Raw genomic sequence first — 21163 nt, 5'->3', positions numbered from 1 at the left:
TCGGTCATTCCTTGAGGAGCCATACAGTGCACGAGCTGTGTGACGTTCAGGTGACACCATCAAAAACGGCACCTCAACGGTGCCGTTTCTGTGAAGCGTCGTATCAGAGAGGCAAACCTGCCTTGACCCGATACTGATTGCGCACCGGCGTCGCATATTGCTGGATCAAGTAAGGGCGATGTTCGGCAGGAGCCTCGGCCAGCCTGCTTTCCCATTCTTCCCTGGCGCGCGCCAGTTCGTCGGCCGGGAATACGTCTGCCGCCAGCGGTACATCCAGTGCCGGATCGGCATCGGCCCATTGTGCATAAGCCAGGTAATGCACCGGGAACAACCGATAACCGCCGAGAATCTGCCGGTCCATTTCGGCTGCCAGCAGCTTGGTGTCCTCGAAGGATTCGGTGATCGGTGGTGCGAAGTTCACGTGCACACGGCCTTTATAGCCCGTGATACCCAGCGCAATGCTGACGTCGTCCTCGCCCGGCGTCTTGGTGTAGCTGCCGGTGGTGGCGCGGATGTACAACTCCCGTGCCTTGGCGTGGTCACAAGGATCGTATTCGTAGCTGATCGACACCGGAATGAGGTTCAGCGAACGGATCACTTCGCTGAAAGGCTCATCCTTGCGGCTCATGTGGAACATCTTGAGGATGGCCGACTCGGTACGATCATCACCGTCCTTGGCGCGACCTTCGGCCTGGGCGATCCAGATCGACTGGCCATCGCGGGTAATCGAATGATTGATGTACGCCGAAAGCAGTTGATACGCCGCCATCTTCTCGCGTCGCCCGATAATCGAGCGATGCACGATGAAGCTCTTGTTCAGGCGCATCAGGTCGCTGACGAAAGGCTTTTGCAGCAGGTTGTCGCCAATGGCAATGCGCGGCGTAGGCAGGCCTGCGTGATAAACGGCGTAGTTGACGAAGGCCGGGTCCATCACGATATCGCGGTGGTTGGCCAGGAACAGATAAGCCGTGCCGGACTTGAGTAATTCCACGCCGGTGTAGGTCACACCGTCTGTAGCCCGCTCGATGGTGTGGTCGACGTAATACTCGACCTTGTCCTGCAGGGTAGCGACCGAATCGATCCCGGCGAATTCACGACGCAGTTTGCGGGCGAGGGTCGGTTGCAGGAACCACCCGAACGCACCTGCCAGACGCGGAAAGCGGAATTTGGTCAGGATCGCGAGAAAGGCTTTATCGCTCAGCAGACGTGCCAGTACGGCGGGGACTTCTGCATCGTTGTAAGGTCGGATGGCATCGAATTCGCCCATCATGCTCTCTTGTTGGAAACGGATAGGGTAAAAAGAAGGCGGGTTGCTCTGGCAGCCTTCAAAAGAATGGAGCAATTATACGCATAACTGACAGCGGAGGCCGCGATGCAGGAATTACAGGGTTACGACTGTCCGTACTGCGGGGAGCCCGTGGAGGCTGTACTGGACTTGTCCGGCGGCGATCAGCAGTACATAGAGGACTGCCCGGTCTGTTGTCGGCCGATCATATTCGACCTGAGGACCGATGGTGAAGACTGGAGTCTGGACGTTCGCAGTGAGAACGAATGATGCAGAGAATCTACGAGCCTGAAAACTTGATGGAAGGTGAGTTGCTGCAAGGCATGCTTGCCAGTGAAGGGGTCGAAGCGCATCTGGTCGGGCGCGACTTGCTGGGTGGTATGGGCGAGTTGCCGGGACTGGGCTTGCTGGGCATCTCGGTGGATGACGATCAGGTCGAGCGCGCGCGGGCCTTGATCACTGCGTACAATGCTGCCCTGCCGTTGTCCGGTGACGAGCCGGACAGTTTTCCCGATGTACTGGTGTGTTGAACACCTCCGAATAGAGTTGCCTTAGCCTCATGTGTGGACGTTATGCCCTGTTTCGCTGGAACCCTGCCTTTGCGGCCTTGCCCGGTTTTCCGGCAGACCAGCAGCCGCAATGGAATATCTCTCCGGCCGACACCGTGCTGATCATGCGCGCAGCCGAGGCTGAAGGTGATCTGGAACTGGCACGTGCCCGCTGGGGGCTGACGCCAGCGTGGCTGACCGATCTTTCCCGCACGCCCGCCCATGCGCGTGCCGAAACCCTGGCCGAGCAGCCGATGTTCCGTGAAGCTTTTCGCCAGCGTCGCTGCCTGCTGCCGGCCAACGGTTTCTACGAATGGCGCGGCACCGCCCGTAAACGCCCGTTCTGGCTGACGCCGGGCGAGGGTTCGGCCCTGTTCTTTGCGGCGGTCTGGGAGGCCTATCCGGTGCAGGGCCATACGTATCTGAGTGTGGCAGTGGTTACCCAGGCTGCGGCCAGCCAGCGGCGTCCGCTGATTCTCGATGCCCAGGGCCAGAAAGACTGGCTGGCAGCCGACACGCCACTGCACACCTTGCAGGCACTGCTTGCCTCCGTACAGATGCCCCTGCGCGAGAGGCCGCTGGCCAATCTGGTGAACGATCCAAAGCTCAATGCGCCGGAGTGTCTGACGCCTTTGTGAAGCGGGTTGCATCGTGTGTGAGCGAATTCATTTGCGAACAACCACTATCCCTGGAACCAACCTGTTACAAAGCGGACAAACATGGCTGTTTGCTGCTATCTGGTGCTGAGTCCATTGTCCGCCTAGGATGACCGCCTCGCTTATAAGGAGAAACACCATGCGTCAGTCATTAGCCCTGTGTGTTCTGGGGGGCGGTTTATTGCTTGGCGGCTGTCAGGCTGTAAACACGACCACCGGTGATTCGGTGGGGGTCGAGCGCAAGCAGTACATGTTCAGCATGCTCTCGACAGATGAAGTCAATAAAATGTACGCCCAGTCCTACAAGGAAACCGTAGGCGAGGCGAGCGGTAAGGGCGTGCTGGATACCAACAGCGCCAATGCCAAGCGGGTGCATGCGATTGCCGACCGCTTGATTGCCCAGGCCCCGAAGCTGCGTCCGGATGCGGCCCAGTGGCAATGGGAAGTGAACCTGATCAAGAGCGATGAGCTCAACGCCAACTGCGGGCCTGGCGGCAAGATCATTTTCTATACCGGACTGATCGAAAAGTTGAAGCTGACCGACGATGAAATCGCTGCGGTCATGGGCCATGAAATCGCCCATGCCCTGCGTGAGCACGGGCGTGAAGCGATGTCGAAGGCCTACGGCGTGGCCATTGCCAAACAAGGCGCGGGAGCCTTGTTGGGGCTTGGGGAAACCGGCATGGCGCTGACCGACACGGTGGTCAACTACAGCCTCACGCTGCCCAATAGCCGCAGCAATGAAAACGAGGCCGACCTGTTGGGCCTGGAGCTGTCGGCGCGAGCGGGTTACAACCCGAACGCTGCGGTGACCCTGTGGCAGAAAATGACCCAGAACGCTGGTGGCTCTCAGCCGGAGTTCATGAGTACTCACCCGGCCTCGGAAAATCGTATTGCTTCCTTGCAGGCTGCGATTCCCAAGGTGATGCCGCTGTACCAACAAGCCAGAAAATCCTGACTGGTCCTTCGCGATTGAAGTCGCTTCTACCGTTTTGCAGTGCTGCGAAGGCCGGGTAGGGGCGAATTCATTCGCGAGACGGCTGACGGCAGCAGAGCGCTGTGGTTTTCGTTGCAGCGCTCTTTTCATCATGCTCAGACCCAGCCGCTGACTTGCATGGCCTTGTAGACCGCGACCAGTGCCAGTACGAAGAAGGCGCTGGCGGCCAGACGGCGGATCAGGGTCAACGGCAGTTTTTCGGCAGCGAAGTTACCGGCCAGTACCACCGGGACGTTAGCGATCAGCATGCCCACGGTGGTGCCGATGATGACCAGCCACAGGTAGGAATACTGCGCGGCAAGCATCACGGTCGCAATTTGCGTCTTGTCACCGATTTCCGCGATGAAGAACGTGATCAGGGTCGTCATGAACGGGCCGAACTTGCGGGCCGTGCTCGCTTCATCGTCGTCCATTTTGTCGGGAACCAGTGTCCACAGGGCCGTGGCCGTGAAGCTGGCGGCGAGCGTCCAGTGCAAGACTGCATCGGAAAAGAAGCTGCTGAACCATGCGCCGACTGCGCCCGCCGCAGCGTGGTTGGCCAGCGTGGCAGCAACAATGCCGGCGATGATGGGCCAGGGCTTGCGAAAGCGGGCGGCGAGAATGAGTGCGAGCAATTGCGTTTTATCGCCAATCTCGGCAAGCGCAACGATTGCAGTGGGGATTAACAGGGATTCCAGCATCAGGGTTCCTAAGGGGCGGGTCGACACGGCTATGACACGTACAACCTCCCCGCCCCGGGTAAGGTGTTCGTGTCATAGGTCTTGTCAAACCACCGATCCGTCTGAGCGGATTCTGGGTCGCACGCACCATGGTCTGAGGACCAAGTATGTTGATGCGTGCCGGACGAGCATGTTGCTCGTGGGAGACTACTCCCCTAGGACGGAGCGGATTCTGCCTTCGCAAAATCCATTCGGCAAGCTCTTATTTTCAAGAACGTTTCGCGCTGTAGATCCGGAAGCCATTTCCCTGGGCCCGGATTTCACAGGCCCCGACATGCTCTTCGATCAGCGGCTGATAGCGCAGGAAGCTATTGGCAACCAGGCGTAGTTCGCCACCTGATTTCAGATGTTGGCGTGCTTTTCTCAGCAGGGTTTCAGTGGCCAGATAGTCGGTATGCACCCCGACATGGAAGGGTGGATTGCTCAGAATCGTGTTCAGACCCATGGGGGCTGCATCGATGCCATCGCCGGTCAGAATTTTTGCTTCAAGGCCGTTGGCCGCCAGGGTCAGAGTGGCACTGGCTGTGGCGAATGCATCCACATCGAGCATCACGACGTCGTTGTGCGGGTAGCGACGTTTTACCGCAGCACCCAGCACGCCCGCGCCGCATCCGAAGTCCAGCAAGTGGCCGCTGGGGAGCTTGTCGAGGTTTTCCAGCAGCAGGGCCGAGCCGCGATCCAGGCGGCCATGGCTGAATACGCCCGGCAGGCTGATGACCGTGAGCGGGCCGTCTTCGAGTTCGATCTGGTAAGGCTTGGCCAGGCTTTGCAGCTCGACCGCCTGTGGCGCGTTTTCTACCGTGACTTGCCAGAGCTGGCAATGGCGGGCGCTGTCGAGCTTGCGGGCCCGGCCCAATGGGCTCAACTGTTTGGCAGCGGCTTCGATGCCCCCACGTTTTTCACCCACCAGAAACAGCTCGCGTCCTGCCAGCCGGGAGGAAAGAGCATTGAGCATGTACTCGGTCAGGTCGCGCGCCTTGGGCAGAAACAGCACGGCGGCCTCGAAAGGCTCCTGTGGTGCGTCTACGCCAAAATGCGTGCGCCCGGTGAAACGGGCGTCCAGTGCAGCCTGGTCGCCTGCATGCCAGCACCATCCGCGAGCGTTCGGCAGCTTCCCCAGCAAGTCGTCGGCGGGCAAACCGGCCAGCAGCAACGAGCCTTGAAAGAGTTCAGCCTGTCGAAGTAACACTTCACTGCGCGGGTCCATGTTTTCGCTCCTGAAAAAAGGGGCGAATTCTAGCTGACTACCCGCTTCGGCGCCCCTGCAAAAAATGCCTGGGCGTTCTCGATGACCTGGCTGACGATGCGCTGGCGAGCTTCCCGGGCGCCCCAGGCGCTGTGCGGCGTGATGATCAAGCGTGGAATATCGTCGGCCAGCAGCGGGTTGCCTGCGACGGGGGGTTCCACGCTCAGCACGTCTGACGCGGCACCGCCCAGATGGCCATTGCGCAAGGCATCGGCCAAAGCCTGCTCGTCGATCAAGCCGCCGCGAGCGGTGTTGACCACCAGTGCCTGTGGTTTGAGCAACTGCAGTTCCCGGGCGCCAATCATGTTTCGGGTGTGTTCATTGAGCGGGCAATGCAGCGTCAGGGCGTCGATTTGCGGCAGCAACTCTTCAAGCGGCAGACGATCCGGGCGAGCAGGGCGGCCGGGAATCTGCCCCAGCAAGACGCGCATGCCGAAAGCTTCTGCCAGCCTGGCCACCGCGCCACCCAGTTCGCCATGGCCCAGCAGGCCGAGGGTCTTGCCTTCAAGCTCGACAATCGGGAAATCCAGCAGGCAGAACTGAGAGGATTTTTGCCAGAGACCCTGTTGCACGGCTTTCTGGTAATCGGGCAGTCGTGTGGCCAGAGCCAATAGCAACAGCAAGGTATGTTGCGCTACCGATGGGGTTCCATAGCCTTGGCAGTTGCAGACAGTGACGCCGTGTTCGCGGGCAGAAACCAGGTCCACATTGTTGGTGCCGGTCGCGGTGACCAGCACCAGTTTCAAGTCAGGGCATGCAGCGAACGTGTTGGCATCAAGCACGATCTTGTTGCTGATCGCCACCTGCGCTCCTTTGAGGCGGTCGATGACCTGATCCGGGGAAGTGCTGTCGTGCAGCACCAGTTCGCCGAAGCTTTCACGCAACGCGCCGAGATCCAGATCCCCCAGATCAAGTGACGTGTGATCGAGGAAAACTGCTCTGCCCGGATTGCTCATTAGCTGTACCTTTTTTGTAATAAATTGAAAGAGTAGTGTTGCGAGCCTATCAGCAAACGTTCATCAATATTTTTGGAGGCCCCATGTACTGGGCAGAATTTCTCACTGTAGCCTTGATCCATCTGCTGGCGGTCGCCAGCCCCGGCCCCGATTTTGCGGTCGTGGTTCGTGAAAGTGTCACCCACGGTCGCAAGGCGGGCATCTGGTCTGCGCTGGGTGTGGGGTCGGCGATTTTCCTCCATGTGGGGTATTCGCTGCTGGGTATCGGCATCATCGTTTCCCAATCCATCGTGCTGTTCAATGCCCTCAAATGGGCGGCAGCCGCTTACCTCTTGTACATCGGTATCAAGGCCCTGCGTGCCAAGCCTGCGGCTTTGGGGGACGATCCGGTCAAGTCGCCTGTCGGTGAAAGAACGGCTCGTGGTGCCTATGTCAGCGGCTTTGTGACCAATGGCCTGAACCCCAAGGCGACGCTGTTTTTCCTGTCGCTGTTCACGGTGGTCATCAACCCTCATACGCCTCTGCTGGTGCAGGGCGGTTACGGTGTTTACCTGGCGGTGGCGACTGCCATCTGGTTCTGTCTGGTGGCCTGCCTGTTCAGCCAGGCTCGGGTGCGCGCCGGCTTTGCCCGCATGGGCCACTGGTTCGATCGGGTCATGGGTGGCGTGCTGGTGGCGCTGGGCTTGAAGCTGGCGTTGACCGAGGTGCGTTGAGTTTCGTGACACGTTACCTTGTCGGCAAATCGTCCCTTTGGCTGATTTGGCTGGCGGACTAGAGCGCTAGAGTCCATATTTCAAGCTTCGCCTGTGAACTTTGAAAAGGGACTCATATGTTACAGACTCGCGTTCTTCCGCCAGCCGATGGCGCTTACCAGTACCCTCTGTTGATAAAGGGGCTGCTGTTGTCTGGCAGCCGCTACGAAAAAACGCGTGAAATCGTTTACCGCGATACTGTTCGCTTCACCTATCCCACCCTCAACGAACGTGTTCGCCGCCTGGCCAATGTGCTGACAGCGGCAGGCGTGAAGGCGGGCGATACAGTGGCCGTCATGGATTGGGACAGCCACCGTTATCTGGAATGCATGTTTGCGATCCCCATGATCGGTGCGGTGGTGCACACCATCAACGTGCGGCTCTCGCCCGAGCAGATCGTCTACACCATGAACCACGCCGAAGACCGGCTGGTGCTGGTCAACAGTGAGTTCGTCGGCCTGTATCAGGGCATTGCCGGGCACCTGACCACTGTGGACAAGACGCTCCTGCTCACGGATCTGCCGGAAAAGACCGCCGATCTGCCGAATCTGGTCGGGGAATACGAAGAGCTGCTGGCAGCGGCGAGCCCTGATTACGACTTCGAGGACTTCGACGAAAACTCGGTCGCCACGACTTTCTACACCACCGGGACAACGGGCAACCCCAAGGGCGTGTATTTCACCCATCGCCAACTGGTGCTGCACACCATGGGCGTGGCGACGATCATGGGCAGTGTCGAGCATGAGCGCCTGCTGGGCTCCAGCGATGTGTACATGCCGATCACCCCCATGTTTCACGTGCATGCCTGGGGTATGCCTTATGCGGCAACCATGCTGGGCTTGAAACAGGTTTATCCCGGCCGTTATGACCCGGAGTTTCTGGTGGAACTGTGGCGCAAGGAGAAGGTGACGTTCTCCCATTGCGTACCGACCATCATGCAGATGTTGCTGCACTCCAAGGCCGCCAGGGATGTGGATTTCGGCGGCTGGAAAATCATCATTGGTGGCAGCTCGCTGACGCGCAGCCTGTATCTGGCCGCCAAGGCCAAGGGTATTCAGCTCACCGCCGCCTATGGCATGTCCGAAACCGGGCCGCTGATTTCCGTTGCCCACATGAACGAAGAGTTGAGAGAAGGGCCTGAGGACGATCGCATCACCTACCGCATCAAGGCGGGTGTGCCGGGTATGCTGGTGGACGCGGCCATCGTCGACGAAAACGGAAACTTCCTGCCTGCCGATGGTGAAACCCAGGGCGAACTGGTGCTGCGCGCCCCCTGGCTGACCGAGAGTTATTTCCGCGAGCCGCAAAAAGGGGCCGAGCTGTGGGCGGGGGGCTGGCTGCACACGGGCGACGTGGCGACCCTGGACGACATGGGGTTTATCGATATCCGCGACCGCATCAAGGACGTGATCAAGACGGGAGGCGAGTGGGTATCGTCGCTGGAACTTGAGGACCTGTGCAGTCGACATGCTGCCGTGCGCGAAGTCGCGGTGGTAGGGGTCGCCGACCCGCAATGGGGTGAGCGGCCTTTTGCATTGCTGGTGGTCCACGAAGGGCAGAGCATCGATGCCCGGATTTTGAAGGAGCACCTCAATCCGTTTGTCGAGCAGGGCCATATCAACAAGTGGGCCATACCCAGTCAGATCGCGGTTGTTACTGAAATTCCCAAGACCAGTGTCGGCAAACTCGACAAAAAACGCATGCGCCTGGACATCGTCGAATGGCAAAGCAGTAACAGTGCCCTTTTGTCGACGCTTTGAACCCGCCGGATAACTCTCATCCAGCCTGACCGCATGCTGTGCTCATCGAGCACGGCATGCGTCTGCGTCGGCCATAAAACGATGTTTGCCAAATGTTCAAATTGTTCCATCCTGCGCACCGGTCTGTTACTCAACCTTGTCGTAACAGGCATTCCAGAGGCTTTGATACGTGCAAATCACACTTTAGAGGGATCAAGCAGCAGGGCGTGCTGGATATAGTCGGGACAGGGGACTTGGCAAGAGCGTAAAGATGCATTTTGTTTGGCGGCCCTCAGGGGGGCCGGTGAGTGTTGACAGCCAATCCATGGCTGAGTCGTTTCTGGAAGTTCCCACTGCCATAAAAATAAAAGCACATGGAGTCGCATCGATGACAACAGCAATCCCTTTCTGGCGCCGGGCGAAACTTCCTCTGGCAGTCAGTCTCGCTTCCTCGCTCGCCAGTCCCGCGTTCGGCGTTACCTTCAATGTCGGTGAAATCGAAGGCAGCTTCGACTCATCTCTCTCGGTGGGTGCCAGTTGGTCTACCGCAAGCCCCAACAAGAACCTCATCGGCGCCAACAACGGCGGACGCGGTCTTTCCCAGACCTCCGATGACGGTCACTTGAACTTCAAGAAGGGCGAAACCTTCTCCAAGATCTTCAAGGGGATTCATGACCTTGAACTGAAGTACGGCGACACCGGTGTATTCGTGCGTGGCAAGTACTGGTATGACTTCGAGCTCAAGGACGAAAGTCGCGAGTTCAAGGACATCAGCGACTCCAACCGCAAGGAAGGCGCCAAGTCTTCCGGCGCGCAATTGCTCGACGCATTCGTCTATCACAATTACGCCATTGGCGATCAGCCAGGCACTGTGCGTCTCGGCAAGCAGGTCATCAGCTGGGGTGAAAGTACCTTCATCCAGGGCGGGATCAACAGCGTCAACCCGGTCGATGTCTCGGCGTTTCGTCGTCCCGGGGCCGAGATCAAGGAAGGCCTGATTCCGGTCAACATGTTCTACCTGTCGCAAAGCCTGACCGACAACCTGTCTGCGCAAGGTTTCTACCAGCTTGAGTGGGACCAGACGGTTGTGGATAACTGCGGCACCTTCTTCTCGCAGCCCGACGTGATCGCCGATGGTTGCGACAGCAACCTGGCGGTATTGCGCAGTCGCAGTGGGCTCAATACTTCCCTGGCTGCAGCAGGTCTGCCGGCCGGAGCACGGGGGGCGATTTTCAACTCCCTGGCGCAACAGGGCGTCAACTTTGGCTCCCCTGATGAGGGCGCGATCGTGCGTCGTGGCCCGGACCGGGATGCTCGTGACGGCGGCCAGTTCGGCTTTGCCGTGCATTACAACTTCGAGCCGCTGGACACCGAGTTCGGCGCCTACATGATGAACTACCACAGCCGTCTGCCGATCTTCAGTGGTCGCGGCGGGTCAGCGGCTTCGTTCAGTGGCGCCGGGCTGGTCGGTTCGCTTGTGGGCAACGGCATTCCGTTGGGTACGGCGACTGCGTTGGCGCCGACCTTGCTGCCACTGGTGGTGGCGGGCAACTCCAGCTACTACGTTGAATACCCTGAAGACATTCGCCTGTACGGGTTGAGCTTCTCTACCACGCTGCCTACGGGTACGGCGTGGAGTGGTGAAATCAGCTACCGTCCGAATGCCCCGGTACAGATCAACACCACCGACATTCTCTATTCGGGTATTTCGCCGTTGAACCCGAACGTGTCGCTGCTCAGTGGCCGTCCAAATACCGATCAGCCGGGTTATCGCCGCAAGGAAATCACCCAGTTGCAAACCTCCCTCGTCCAGTTCTTCGATCAGGTGATGGGCGCCGAGCGTCTGACCCTGGTGGGTGAAGTGGGCTGGACCCACGTGGGCGGCCTGGAAAGCACCTCGAAAATCCGTTATGGCCGCGATCCGGTCTACGGACCAGGTCCGTTGCCGGGTGGCCAGTGTGCGACTTTGAACGCCGGCACCCTGACCGGAGCCGATCAGAACAACCTGACCCGTTATTGCGAAGACGACGGCTTCACCACCGCCAACTCCTGGGGTTATCGCGCACGTGCCATCTGGGACTACAACAACGTATTCGCCGGTGTGAACCTCAAGCCAAGCGTGGCCTGGTCCCACGACGTCAAGGGTTACTCTCCGGGCCCGGGCGCCAACTTCGAGGAAGGTCGCAAGGCCGTCAGCCTCGGACTGGATGCCGAATACCAGAACACCTACACCGCCAACCTTTCCTACACCAACTTCTTCGACGGGAAGTACACCACGGTCGATGACCGGGATTTCGTGGCACTCAGCTTTGGCATGAACTTCTAAGAACACGGTTTGGGATAACTATGAAAATGAAAATAACAAAGGGTCTGTTGCAAGCGGGTGCGCTGGGATTGTCCTTGATGGCGTCCGGCGTCATGGCTGCGGTGTCTGAATCCGAGGCGGCGAAACTGGGGACCAGCCTGACCCCGATGGGTGCCGAGAAGGCCGGTAACGCCGCTAACACCATTCCGGCCTGGAGCCCCATGCCCAAGAATGCCGGTGCAGTGGACAGCAAAGGCTTCCTGGCCAACCCGTATGCCAGCGAAAAACCGCTGTTCACCATCACGGCGCAGAACGTGGAGCAGTACAAGGACAAACTGGCGCCGGGCCAATACGCGATGTTTAAGCGTTACCCGGAAAGCTACAAGATCCCGGTTTATCCGACCCATCGCGGTGCCACCGTGCCTGATGACGTGTTTGCCGCCATCAAGAGAAACGCCACCAACACCAAGCTGGTGGGCGGCGGCAATGGCCTGGAAAACTTTGAAACCGCAATTCCCTTCCCGATTCCGTCCAGCGGTGTCGAGGTGATCTGGAACCACATCACCCGTTATCGTGGCGGCAGCGTGAAGCGCTTTGTGACCCAGGCCACGCCGCAACCCAATGGCTCCTACAGCCTGGTGTACTTCTCTGACCAGTTCGTGTTCCGCGACAAGATGAAGGACTTCGATCCGAAGAATCCAGGCAATATCCTGTTCTACTTCAAGCAGGAAGTGACCGCCCCTGCGCGTCTGGCCGGTGGTGTACTGCTGGTCCATGAAACCCTGGACCAAGTGAAGGAGCCTCGTTCGGCCTGGCTCTACAACGCCGGTCAACGTCGCGTGCGCCGTGCTCCGCAAGTGTCCTATGACGGTCCGGGTACTGCCTCGGACGGCCTGCGGACTTCCGATAACCTGGACATGTACAACGGCGCGCCGGATCGCTATGACTGGAAACTGATCGGCAAGCAGGAAATGTACATTGCGTCCAACAGCCACAAGCTGGACGACACGACCCTCAAATATGCCGATATCGTCAAGGCCGGTCATATCAATCAGGACCTGACCCGTTATGAACTGCGGCGTGTCTGGCATGTAACGGCAACCCTGAAGGAAGGCCAGCGCCACATCTATGCCAAGCGTGACTTCTTCATTGACGAAGACACCTGGCAAGCTGCGGTCATCGACCACTACGACGGTCGCGGCCAGCTGTGGCGCGTTGCGGAGGCTCATTCCGAGAACTATTACGACAAGCAGGTTCCGTGGTACGCCATTGAAACCCTGTACGACCTGCAGTCGGGCCGCTATGTGGCACTGGGCATGAAAAACGAAGAGAAGAGTGCGTATGTCTTCGGTTTCACCGCCGGCACCAGCGACTTCACGCCTAACGCCTTGCGTCAGGAAGGCGTACGTTGATCACACAAATCGGATGAACTGTCATGACGTGCAGACTGGGGTCTTTTGACGCTGTCTGCACCTAAACAGGCCGCTAAAAGTGCAAGCAGCCAAGCAGTTTCAATGACTTATAGCCAAAGCCCCTTGATTGGGGCTTTTTTATGCAGGGATATTCGGCTCACAAATTGTAGGAATTTTGTTACGGACTTTTCGGTCGCTTCCTTCAAAAGGTCGGTGTTACCCGCTAGTCTCCGGACAGCTGCTATGGCGAAACAATACTCCTGAAGAGCTGGCCATGACTGATCTGTCCCGTATGCAAGGCATCGCAGGTAGCGCAACCTCCGCACTGGAAGGACGATTCTTTCGGCCTCCCTTGCCCTATGGTTATCTGCCTCGTTCCCGCTTGTGCGAACGTCTGACCGAAGGGTTGTCTGGGCGTCTGTTGCTGATCTGCGCGCCTGCCGGTTTCGGCAAGAGTTCGCTGGCCGTGGAGTTTTGCCAGAATCTGCCAGCCCAATGGCAGAGCATATGGCTGGGCCTGAACCCTCGCGAAAGTGATCCGGGCCGTTTTCTTGAACGGTTGCTGGCCGGGTTGCAGCAATTCTTTCCGCAATTGGGCGAGCAGGCCATGGGCTTGCTGAAGATGCGCCAACGCAATCAGCCCTTTGCCTTTGAGGAGTGGCTCGACGGCTTGCTGGATGAGTTGGCCATGCACCTGATGCTGAGCAAACCCTTGCTGCTGGTCCTGGATGATTACCATCTGGTGCAGGGCTCGGTGCTGGATCGTTGCGTACAGTTTTTCCTCAACCACTTGCCCACCGGGCTGGTGGTCATGGTCACCAGTCGGCAGCGTCCGAACTGGCATCTGGCGCGCCTGCGCCTGTCCCGGCAATTGCTTGAACTCAATGAAAGCGACTTGCGACTGACCGACGCCGAATCCCTGGCGGTGCTCGACCGGCATAGCTGCTCACTGGACAGCGATGCCCAGCGCAGCCTGATCCGACGCAGCGAAGGCTGGGTTGCAGGGCTGCGCTTCTGGCTTCTGGCGGCGTCTGAAGCCGGCGATGGCCCTGCTGTGTCGCAAGCCCTGCGCGATGGCGAGATCTTGATCGGTGAGTATCTGCTTGAGGAAGTCATCGACTGCCTTCCTGCCGATGTTCAGGCCTTTCTTTATGAAACCGCCTGCCTTGAACGCTTTTGCAGCGAATTGTGCGATGCCTCCCGGGAAACCCATGACAGCGCTGAAATGCTCCGCTATCTGCAGGCGCATCAGGTGTTTCTGGTCCCGCTGGATGAGCAGGGGCGCTGGTTTCGTTATCACCATCTGTTCTCCGATCTTTTGCGAGCCCGTCAGGGCGCAGGCCCGCAACAGAATCGCCTGCACCTGAATGCCTGCCGCTGGTTCAACGAACAAGGCCTGCTGGACGAAGCCATCGAGCAGGCATTACGCGCCGGTCATCTGGATGTTGCCGCCAACCTGGTACAGAACCTTTCCGAAGAGCAACTGCTGGCCGAGCAGAATGTCGGCATGCTGCTGCGCTGGAGAATGGATTTGCCGGACAGCTTGCTGACCAGCACGCCGCGCCTGATTGTGCTCTATGCCTGGGCGCTGGCGCTGGCCTGTCAACTGGATGCAGCCGAAGAGCTGGCCGAAAATCTCAGCCGCTTTCTGCCAGCGCCGTCTGCCACTGCGCAAAAATCCATGCTCGCCCAGTGGCTGGCGCTGAGCGGCATCATTGCCCGTGGTCGCGGTGACAGCGAAAAGACCGAGCGTTATTGCAACGAAGCACTGCACAGCCTGCCGGAAAAACGCTATGGCCAGCGGCTGGTGTGTCTGTCCACCCTTGCCAATCTGGCGATAGCCAACAGCGACCTGCTGCGCGCCCGGGCCTTGAACCGCGATGCCCTCGAACTGGCGCAGCGGGTGGCCAATCCTTTATTCGAGGCGCTGGCGCATTACGACCGCGCCAGAGTGTTGCAGGCCCGTGGTGAAATACTTCGTGCGCTGGACGAAGTCCGTCAGGGGCAGCAACGTCTCAAGGGTTTACCCGCATCGCGCCTGTATGCCGTGCGGGCACGCCTGACGATTTACGAAGGTTATCTGCTGACCCTTCGTATGCAGGCCGATGCCGGACGTGCGAAATTGCTCGCGGGTCTGGTCGAAGCGCGAGCCTGCCGGGATATCAGCGTGCTGATCGGGCATTGCGTGATTGCCGGTCTGGAAGGGCGTGAAGGGCGCTTTGCCGAAGCCTTCGTCGAGCTTGGCGAAGCCGAGCGGTTGATGCACATCTGGGATGTGCCGCCGATCTACTATCTGGCGATGATCACCCTGGTCAAATGCGAGCTGTGGCTGGTGCAAGGGCGCATCGACCTGGCCGAAGCCTGGTTGCTGCGCCTGACCCAGACATACAGCGGCGGGCTGGCGACGGCGGCTCCGGAGTGTTATCCACAACTGCCGCAACAGGTCGAATTGTTGCGCGCAACCCTGGAACGGATTCGCGGTGATGCCTGTGCCTCTGCGCAACGTTTGCAGGAACTGGATCAGCACGCCCAGGCCATGGGCGCGCAATTGCTGAGCCTCAATGCAATCAATCAGCACATCCGCCTGCTGCTGGACAATGCCCGGCAGCATGAGGCGTGCGAGCTATTGGGCCGCAGTCGGCGTGCGGCGCAAGGCGGTGCGCTGCTGCCTTTCTATGAGCTGATCGACGGCCACCCGCTGTGGCTGCGCGAGCAACTGCTGCAACGAGCTCCCTGTTCTGTGCGCGATGCTCTGCTGGAAAAACTCCCATCATGCCTCGCGCCGCCCGCTGTCGAGCTGTCACATGGCAGCGACAGCCTGAGCGTACGTGAACTGGGCGTGCTGCAACTCATTGCCCAAGGCTGTTCGAATCAGGAAATCAGCGAGCAGTTATTCATTTCCCTGCACACCGTCAAAACCCACGCCAGCCATATCAACAGCAAGCTCGGCGTCGAGCGCCGCACTCAGGCAGTGGCGAGGGCGAAAGTTCTTGGGCTGTTGGGGTGATCGTTTCTCAAGGCTTGAGTGATGTCGTCAGGCTCTACAGGCAGAAGAGTGCGTGAGGGGGGGCGCAATATCGAGTTAAATATTTTTTGGGCTATTAACCCTGCACCACCCGCCTGCATGGCCCTCTGGCCGGAAACGGTTCAGGTGGCGTTAAGGAATTTTTGACGGATGTCATGCTCTAATCCGGTCATTAGCGTTCGTTAAATCAGGAGTTTCATCAATGTCTAGCTCGCGCCATTTGATTCTTGCTGCTCTTGCTGTGGCCATGCTTTCCGGATGTGCATCGCCCAACCCCTACGACAGCAATCAAGGGCAGGCACAAAGCTCGGGCGGGATGAACAAGACCGCCAAGTATGGCGGCCTTGGAGCACTGGCCGGTGCCCTGGCGGGCGCGGCAATCGATCACAACAACCGTGGCAAAGGCGCATTGATCGGCGCAGCAGTGGTCGGCGCCGCCTCGGCAGGCTACGGCTATTACGCCGACAAGCAGGAAGCCGCTCTGCGGGCGAGCATGGCCAATACCGGTGTGGAGGTTCAGCGTCAGGGTGACCAGATCAAGCTGATCATGCCGGGCAATATCACCTTCGCCACTGACTCTTCTTCCATCGCCAGCAGTTTCTATTCGCCGCTCAATAATCTGGCGGGCTCGCTCAAGCAGTACAGCCAGAGCAACATCGAGATCGTGGGTTATACCGACAGCACTGGCAGCCGCCAGCACAACATGGACCTGTCGTTGCAACGTGCCCAGAGCGTCAGCACTTACCTGACTTCCCAGGGTGTGGATGCTGCTCGTCTGTCAGTGCGGGGAGCCGGTCCCGACCAGCCGATTGCCAGCAACGCCGATGTCAACGGCCGCGCCCAGAACCGTCGTGTCGAGGTCAACCTCAAGCCGATTCCGGGGCAGCAGTACGAGCAGTATCAGCAGTAATCAATTGTTCGCGAATGAATTCGCTCCTACTCAGCGAATTCATTCGCGATGGATCAGCTCAAGCCCTTGAGCCGATCCAGCAAACGATCCTTCTCTTCCCACAACCCGTTGATCCACTGCTGGAACTCCAGCCGGTAGGCTTGATCCTGATCGTAGTTCTTGCCGATGAACTGCGGCGGGATCTGTATTTCTTCAAAGTGCGCCACCACCTCTTTCACGTTGCCACACAGCAGGTCCCAATAGCCCGGTTGCCCGCCTGGGTAATGAATGGTGACGTTGACGATCGACTCAAGCTGTTCGCCCATGGCATCCAGTACGAATGCGAGCCCGCCGGCCTTGGGCTTGAGCAGGTTGCGAAACGGTGAGTTCTGTTCGGCGTGCTTGGCTTTGGTAAAGCGTGTGCCTTCGGCAAAGTTGAAAATGCCCACCGGGTTATGACGGAATCTGGCGCAGGTGCGGCGAGTGGTTTCCAGGTCCTTGCCTTTCTTTTCCGGGTGTTTGGCCAGATAGGCCTTGGAATAGCGCTTCATGAACGGAAAGCCCAGCGCCCACCAGGCCAGGCCAATCAGCGGCACCCAGATCAGCTCCTGCTTGAGAAAGAACTTCAGCGGGCGGATACGTCGATTGAGTACGTACTGCAGAACCATGATGTCGACCCAGCTCTGATGATTGCTGGTGATCAGGTACGAGTGCTCGTAATCCAGCCCTTCAAGGCCGCTCAACTGCCAGCGCGTGCGGCCCAGCAGCCTGATCCAGGCATTGTTGCAACTGATCCAGGTTTCCTGGATGTGAATCATCAGCCAGTCGGTCAGGCGCTGGGCAGGCTTGAAGGGCAGGCAGATCTTGAAGACGGTGACCACGAACAGCACTGCGCAGCAGGCAATGGTGTTGAGCGCCAACAACAGCGAGGCAATGACACCGCGCAATGGGGCAGGCAGGGAATCCATGACGGATAGTGACTCCAGATGATAATGGGAAGCGGTGCAGACTGCACAACGGCAGTCTGCACAGATGGCATCGTGATGTGTATCAGGAAAGTGTGTCTGCTTGAATCGCAGTCAGGGCGATGGTGTAGACGATGTCGTCGACCTGGGCGCCGCGTGGCAGGTCGTTCACCGGTTTGCGCAGGCCTTGCAGCATCGGGCCGAGACTCACGCAGTCGGCGCTGCGCTGCACCGCCTTGTACGTGGTGTTGCCAGTATTCAGGTCCGGGAACACGAATACCGTCGCGCGTCCGGCCACCGGGCTGTCCGGTGCCAACTGGCGAGCCACGTCTTCGTTGGCGGCGGCATCATACTGCAACGGGCCGTCGATCAGCAGGCTGCGTTGGGTTTCACGAGCCAGCTGGGTGGCTTCGCGCACCTTTTCCACTTCCTCGCCACTGGCGGAATTGCCACTGGAATAACTGATCATCGCGACCCGTGGCGCAATGCCGAATGCCACGGCGGAGTCGGCACTCTGCAGGGCGATTTCTGCCAGTTCGCCAGCACTTGGATGCGGGTTCATGATGCAGTCGCCGTATACCAGCACCTGCTCGGGGAACAGCATGAAGAATACCGATGAAACCAGTGTGCAGCCGGGGGCGGTCTTGATCAGTTGCAGGGCCGGGCGAATGGTATTGGCAGTGGAGTGAACGACGCCCGACACCAGGCCGTCCACTTCATCCAGCGCCAACATCACCGTGCCGATCACCACCGGATCCTCCAGTTGCTGCTCGGCCATGGGAGCATTGAGGCTTTTGTTCTTGCGCAGTTCGACCATCGGCGCGACGTAACGCTCGCGAATCAGGTCCGGGTCCAGAATCTCCAGCCCCGGCGGCAATTCGATGCCATGCGCCTGGGCAACCGCCTGGACTTCTTCAGGCTTGGCCAGCAGGACACAGCGGGCAATACCGCGCGCCTGACAGATCGCTGCTGCCTGAATGGTCAGTGGCTCGTTGCCTTCAGGCAGCACGATGCGCTTGTTGGCGGCCTGGGCGCGCTGGATCAACTGATAGCGGAACACCGCAGGCGAAAGGCGCAACTCCCGCGGCGTGCCGCAGCGTTGATGCAGCCAGGCGGCATCCAGATGGCTGGCAACGAAATCGGTGATGATTTCCGCGCGCTCGCGGTCATCGATGGGGATTTCCTTGTTCAACTGGTTCAGGCGTGTGGCCGTGTCGTACGAGCCGCTGCTCACCGACAGCACCGGCAAGCCGGCCTGTAATGCACCTCGGCACAGCTCCATGATGCGCGGGTCGGGCACGGTGTCGCTGGTCAGCAACAGACCGGCCAGCGGCACGCCATTCATGGCCGCCAGACTGACTGCCAGGATGATGTCGTCGCGGTCGCCTGGTGTGACCACCAGAACGCCGGGCTTGAGCAAAGGCACGGTGTTGAGCACGGTTCGGGCGCAGATGATGATTTTCGACATGCGCCGTTGTTCGTAGTCCCCGGCGTTGAGCACCTGGGCGCCGAGCAACTCCGCCACGTCACGGGTGCGCGGAGCATTGAGTTCGGCCTGGAACGGAATACAGCCCAGCAGGCGGAAATCGCCACTGCGCAGCAGCGGGGAATGCTCTTTCAGGCGTGCCGCGAAGACTTCCATGCTTTCTTCGGTGCGCACCTTGTTGAGGATCACGCCCAGCACTTTCGGGTCTTTCGGCCCGCCGAACAGTTGAGCCTGCAATTCGACCCGGCCCGAAAGCTCGGTGAGCACTTCGTTTTCCGGCGCGGACACCAGAATCACTTCGGCATCCAGGCTCTTGGCCAGGTGCAGGTTGACCCGTGCGGCATAACTGGCGCTGCGGGTGGGCACCATGCCCTCGACAATCAGCACATCCTTGCCGATGGCTGCCTGTTGATAAAGGCTGATGATTTCTTCCAGTAACTCATCCAGCTGGCCATCGCCCAGCATGCGTTCCACATGCGCCAGCCCCAAAGGCTTGGGCGGCTTGAGGCCGTGGGTGCGGGCCACCAGTTCGGTGGAGCGTTCAGGGCCGAGATCGCCCGGATGGGGTTGTGCAATCGGCTTGAAAAAACCGACTTTCAGGCCCGCGCGTTCAAGGGTGCGAACCAGGCCAAGGCTGATGGAGGTCAAACCCACGCCAAAATCCGTGGGGGAGATGAAAAAAGTCTGCATACCGGCTTCTCGATTGAGCAGTGCAATGGTCGCGGCGAAATGGACAACCCTTCGACCAGAAAAAAATCAGGAAGTCGTCTGGCGCGACTCCTCGGCGCCAAGACTATCGTTATCTGACGACTTCGCACACCAGCCACAGTGAAAGCCCCGACCTATTTTTTGTTGGCGCTGTTCAGGGTCCAGTACCCAGGCACGGGATTGCCAAGGAGGCTGATGGCGAAGGTGTTGTGTGTGCCCGCAGGACAACACCACGATCCAGTGACCGTCTTCATCCTGCCGAAAATCGATAACCGTTGAGTTTTCCAATCGGGGCCGTCTGTCAGAGTTGCGTTCGCTTTCGAGCGATGGCTTGGTTAAACTTGCGCGTTCTTCAATCTTAAGCAAAAGGTCCTGCCCCATGCCGATCGCCGCCAACAAGGCTGTCTCTATTGACTATACCCTGACCAACGACGCTGGTGAGGTCATCGACAGTTCTGCCGGCGGTGCTCCGCTGGTCTACCTGCATGGCGCCGGCAACATCATCCCGGGCCTGGAAAAGGCACTGGTCGGCAAAGACGTCGGTGACGAGCTGAAAGTTGCCATCGAGCCTGAAGATGCCTACGGCGAATACTCCGCCGAGCTGGTCAGCACCCTGAACCGCAGCATGTTCGAAGGTGTCGACGAACTGGAAGTCGGCATGCAGTTCCACGCTTCCGGCCCGGACGGCAGCATGCAGATCGTGACCATTCGCGACCTGGATGGCGACGATGTCACCGTCGACGGCAACCACCCACTGGCGGGTCAGCGCCTGAACTTCGAAGTCAAGATCGTGAACATTCGCGATGCCAGCCAAGAAGAAATGGCTCATGGCCACATTCATGGTGAAGGCGGTCATCAGCACTGATTTGTGCTGCTAAGCTCAGGTAACTGACAAAGGCGCCCTGGCTGTTCTGCGATGACGACTTTCGTTACGCGGGTCTGCCACGGCGCCTTTTTGGTTCGCTCGGGCTTCAAGGGGGAGAGGATTTCATGAGTGCTTTTCACGACATTACATTGAAGGCGCTGAACGGGCAGGAGCTGCCTCTGGCGCCTTTGAAGAACACAGTGGTCCTGGTCGTCAACGTGGCCTCCAAATGCGGGCTCACGCCACAATATGCAGCGCTTGAAAGCCTTTACCAGCAGTACAAGGACAAGGGCTTCAGCGTTCTGGGGCTGCCGTGCAATCAGTTTGCCGGACAGGAGCCTGGTTCCGAGCAGGAAATCCAGGAGTTCTGCAAACTCAATTATGGCGTGACCTTCGCACTGGGCGAAAAGCTCGAGGTCAACGGAGCGCAACGCCATCCGCTGTATCGTCTGCTGGCCGGAGAGGGCGCCGAGTTTCCTGGCGATATCACCTGGAACTTCGAGAAGTTTCTGGTCGGTCGCAACGGTGCCGTGATTGCCCGATTCTCGCCACGCATGGCGCCGGATGATCCTGTGGTTATCCAGGCCATCGAAAAGGCCCTGGGCTGACG

19 protein-coding genes and 1 riboswitch are annotated in these 21163 nt (G+C 59.1%); of the genes, 12 read left to right on the top strand and 7 right to left on the bottom strand.

Annotation, left to right across the window (positions count from 1 at the left end; all coding sequences use genetic code 11):
* Window positions 1-103: 103 nt before the first annotated feature.
* The gene (locus CKW23_RS05370; protein ID WP_025258634.1) at window positions 104-1270 is read right to left on the bottom strand and encodes a 1-acyl-sn-glycerol-3-phosphate acyltransferase; all 1167 of its coding nucleotides are present in this window, start codon (window positions 1268-1270) and stop codon (window positions 104-106) included.
* A 102-nt stretch (window positions 1271-1372) separates the two neighbouring features.
* On the opposite strand from CKW23_RS05370, the gene CKW23_RS05365 reads away from it, so the two are divergent.
* The 4 genes from CKW23_RS05365 to CKW23_RS05350 all read left to right on the top strand — a co-directional run bounded on the left by CKW23_RS05365 (window position 1373) and on the right by CKW23_RS05350 (window position 3447).
* Complete coding sequence (locus tag CKW23_RS05365) at window positions 1373-1555, top strand: CPXCG motif-containing cysteine-rich protein (protein WP_095067173.1); 183 nt, start codon at window positions 1373-1375, stop codon at window positions 1553-1555.
* Window positions 1555-1815 carry a putative signal transducing protein gene (locus CKW23_RS05360; RefSeq protein ID WP_025258636.1) on the top strand — a complete coding sequence of 87 codons (261 nt, stop codon included), beginning with the start codon at window positions 1555-1557 and terminating at the stop codon, window positions 1813-1815. The genes CKW23_RS05365 and CKW23_RS05360 overlap by 1 nt, the downstream gene beginning before the upstream one ends.
* 29 nt (window positions 1816-1844) lie before the next feature.
* Window positions 1845-2471: an SOS response-associated peptidase gene (locus tag CKW23_RS05355; protein ID WP_025258637.1), complete on the top strand. Its 627-nt coding sequence runs from the start codon at window positions 1845-1847 to the stop codon at window positions 2469-2471.
* 157 nt (window positions 2472-2628) lie between these two features.
* Window positions 2629-3447, top strand: coding sequence for a M48 family metallopeptidase (locus CKW23_RS05350; protein ID WP_025258638.1), 819 nt, complete (start codon window positions 2629-2631; stop codon window positions 3445-3447).
* Window positions 3448-3581: 134 nt separating this feature from the next.
* Here CKW23_RS05350 and CKW23_RS05345 read toward each other — a convergent pair whose 3' ends face one another.
* The 3 genes from CKW23_RS05345 to CKW23_RS05335 all read right to left on the bottom strand — a co-directional run bounded on the left by CKW23_RS05345 (window position 3582) and on the right by CKW23_RS05335 (window position 6407).
* Complete coding sequence (locus CKW23_RS05345) at window positions 3582-4166, bottom strand: TMEM165/GDT1 family protein (protein WP_025258639.1); 585 nt, start codon at window positions 4164-4166, stop codon at window positions 3582-3584.
* Between the two features lie 19 nt (window positions 4167-4185).
* Window positions 4186-4373: riboswitch (yybP-ykoY riboswitch) on the bottom strand.
* Window positions 4374-4413: 40 nt separating this feature from the next.
* Complete coding sequence (locus tag CKW23_RS05340) at window positions 4414-5412, bottom strand: class I SAM-dependent methyltransferase (RefSeq protein WP_025258640.1); 999 nt, start codon at window positions 5410-5412, stop codon at window positions 4414-4416.
* 29 nt (window positions 5413-5441) lie between these two features.
* Window positions 5442-6407, bottom strand: coding sequence for a 2-hydroxyacid dehydrogenase (locus tag CKW23_RS05335; protein WP_025258641.1), 966 nt, complete (start codon window positions 6405-6407; stop codon window positions 5442-5444).
* An 83-nt stretch (window positions 6408-6490) separates the two neighbouring features.
* Between CKW23_RS05335 and CKW23_RS05330 the strand changes: the two genes are divergently transcribed.
* From CKW23_RS05330 to CKW23_RS05305, 6 genes are all read left to right on the top strand, one after another.
* Window positions 6491-7120, top strand: a complete 630-nt coding sequence (locus CKW23_RS05330; RefSeq protein WP_025258642.1) for a LysE family translocator — start codon at window positions 6491-6493, stop codon at window positions 7118-7120.
* Between the two features lie 116 nt (window positions 7121-7236).
* On the top strand, window positions 7237-8919 hold the full coding sequence (locus CKW23_RS05325) for a fatty acid--CoA ligase (protein WP_025258643.1): 1683 nt from the start codon (window positions 7237-7239) through the stop codon (window positions 8917-8919).
* Window positions 8920-9286: 367 nt separating this feature from the next.
* A complete protein-coding gene (locus CKW23_RS05320; protein WP_025258644.1) occupies window positions 9287-11224 on the top strand; it encodes a DUF1302 domain-containing protein in 1938 nt (645 codons plus the stop codon).
* Window positions 11225-11250: 26 nt separating this feature from the next.
* On the top strand, window positions 11251-12615 hold the full coding sequence (locus CKW23_RS05315; protein WP_025258645.1) for a DUF1329 domain-containing protein: 1365 nt from the start codon (window positions 11251-11253) through the stop codon (window positions 12613-12615).
* A 274-nt stretch (window positions 12616-12889) separates the two neighbouring features.
* Complete coding sequence (locus tag CKW23_RS05310; RefSeq protein WP_025258646.1) at window positions 12890-15622, top strand: LuxR C-terminal-related transcriptional regulator; 2733 nt, start codon at window positions 12890-12892, stop codon at window positions 15620-15622.
* Window positions 15623-15842: 220 nt separating this feature from the next.
* On the top strand, window positions 15843-16550 hold the full coding sequence (locus CKW23_RS05305) for an OmpA family protein (RefSeq protein ID WP_025258647.1): 708 nt from the start codon (window positions 15843-15845) through the stop codon (window positions 16548-16550).
* A gap of 53 nt (window positions 16551-16603) precedes the next feature.
* Here the strand turns inward: CKW23_RS05305 and CKW23_RS05300 are convergent, their stop codons facing one another.
* The 3 genes from CKW23_RS05300 to CKW23_RS05290 form a co-directional block, all read right to left on the bottom strand.
* On the bottom strand, window positions 16604-17497 hold the full coding sequence (locus tag CKW23_RS05300; RefSeq protein WP_025258648.1) for an acyltransferase: 894 nt from the start codon (window positions 17495-17497) through the stop codon (window positions 16604-16606).
* Window positions 17498-17579: 82 nt separating this feature from the next.
* Window positions 17580-19670: a phosphate acetyltransferase gene (pta, locus tag CKW23_RS05295; protein ID WP_025258649.1), complete on the bottom strand. Its 2091-nt coding sequence runs from the start codon at window positions 19668-19670 to the stop codon at window positions 17580-17582.
* A gap of 66 nt (window positions 19671-19736) precedes the next feature.
* The gene (locus tag CKW23_RS05290) at window positions 19737-20054 is read right to left on the bottom strand and encodes a DUF3565 domain-containing protein (protein ID WP_122321707.1); all 318 of its coding nucleotides are present in this window, start codon (window positions 20052-20054) and stop codon (window positions 19737-19739) included.
* Between the two features lie 13 nt (window positions 20055-20067).
* Here CKW23_RS05290 and CKW23_RS05285 point away from each other — a divergent pair, with 13 nt between their 5' ends.
* Both CKW23_RS05285 and CKW23_RS05280 read left to right on the top strand, forming a co-directional pair.
* A complete protein-coding gene (locus CKW23_RS05285) occupies window positions 20068-20553 on the top strand; it encodes a peptidylprolyl isomerase (RefSeq protein ID WP_025258650.1) in 486 nt (161 codons plus the stop codon).
* Window positions 20554-20678: 125 nt separating this feature from the next.
* Window positions 20679-21161: a glutathione peroxidase gene (locus CKW23_RS05280; protein ID WP_095067172.1), complete on the top strand. Its 483-nt coding sequence runs from the start codon at window positions 20679-20681 to the stop codon at window positions 21159-21161.
* Window positions 21162-21163: the final 2 nt, after the last annotated feature.

Origin of the sequence: Pseudomonas sp. Irchel 3A18 (assembly GCF_900187465.1) — a bacterium.
GTDB lineage: Bacteria > Pseudomonadota > Gammaproteobacteria > Pseudomonadales > Pseudomonadaceae > Aquipseudomonas > Aquipseudomonas cichorii.
The sequence above is the reverse complement of the archived record's forward strand: the minus strand, read 5'-3'. Positions and strand labels throughout refer to the sequence as shown.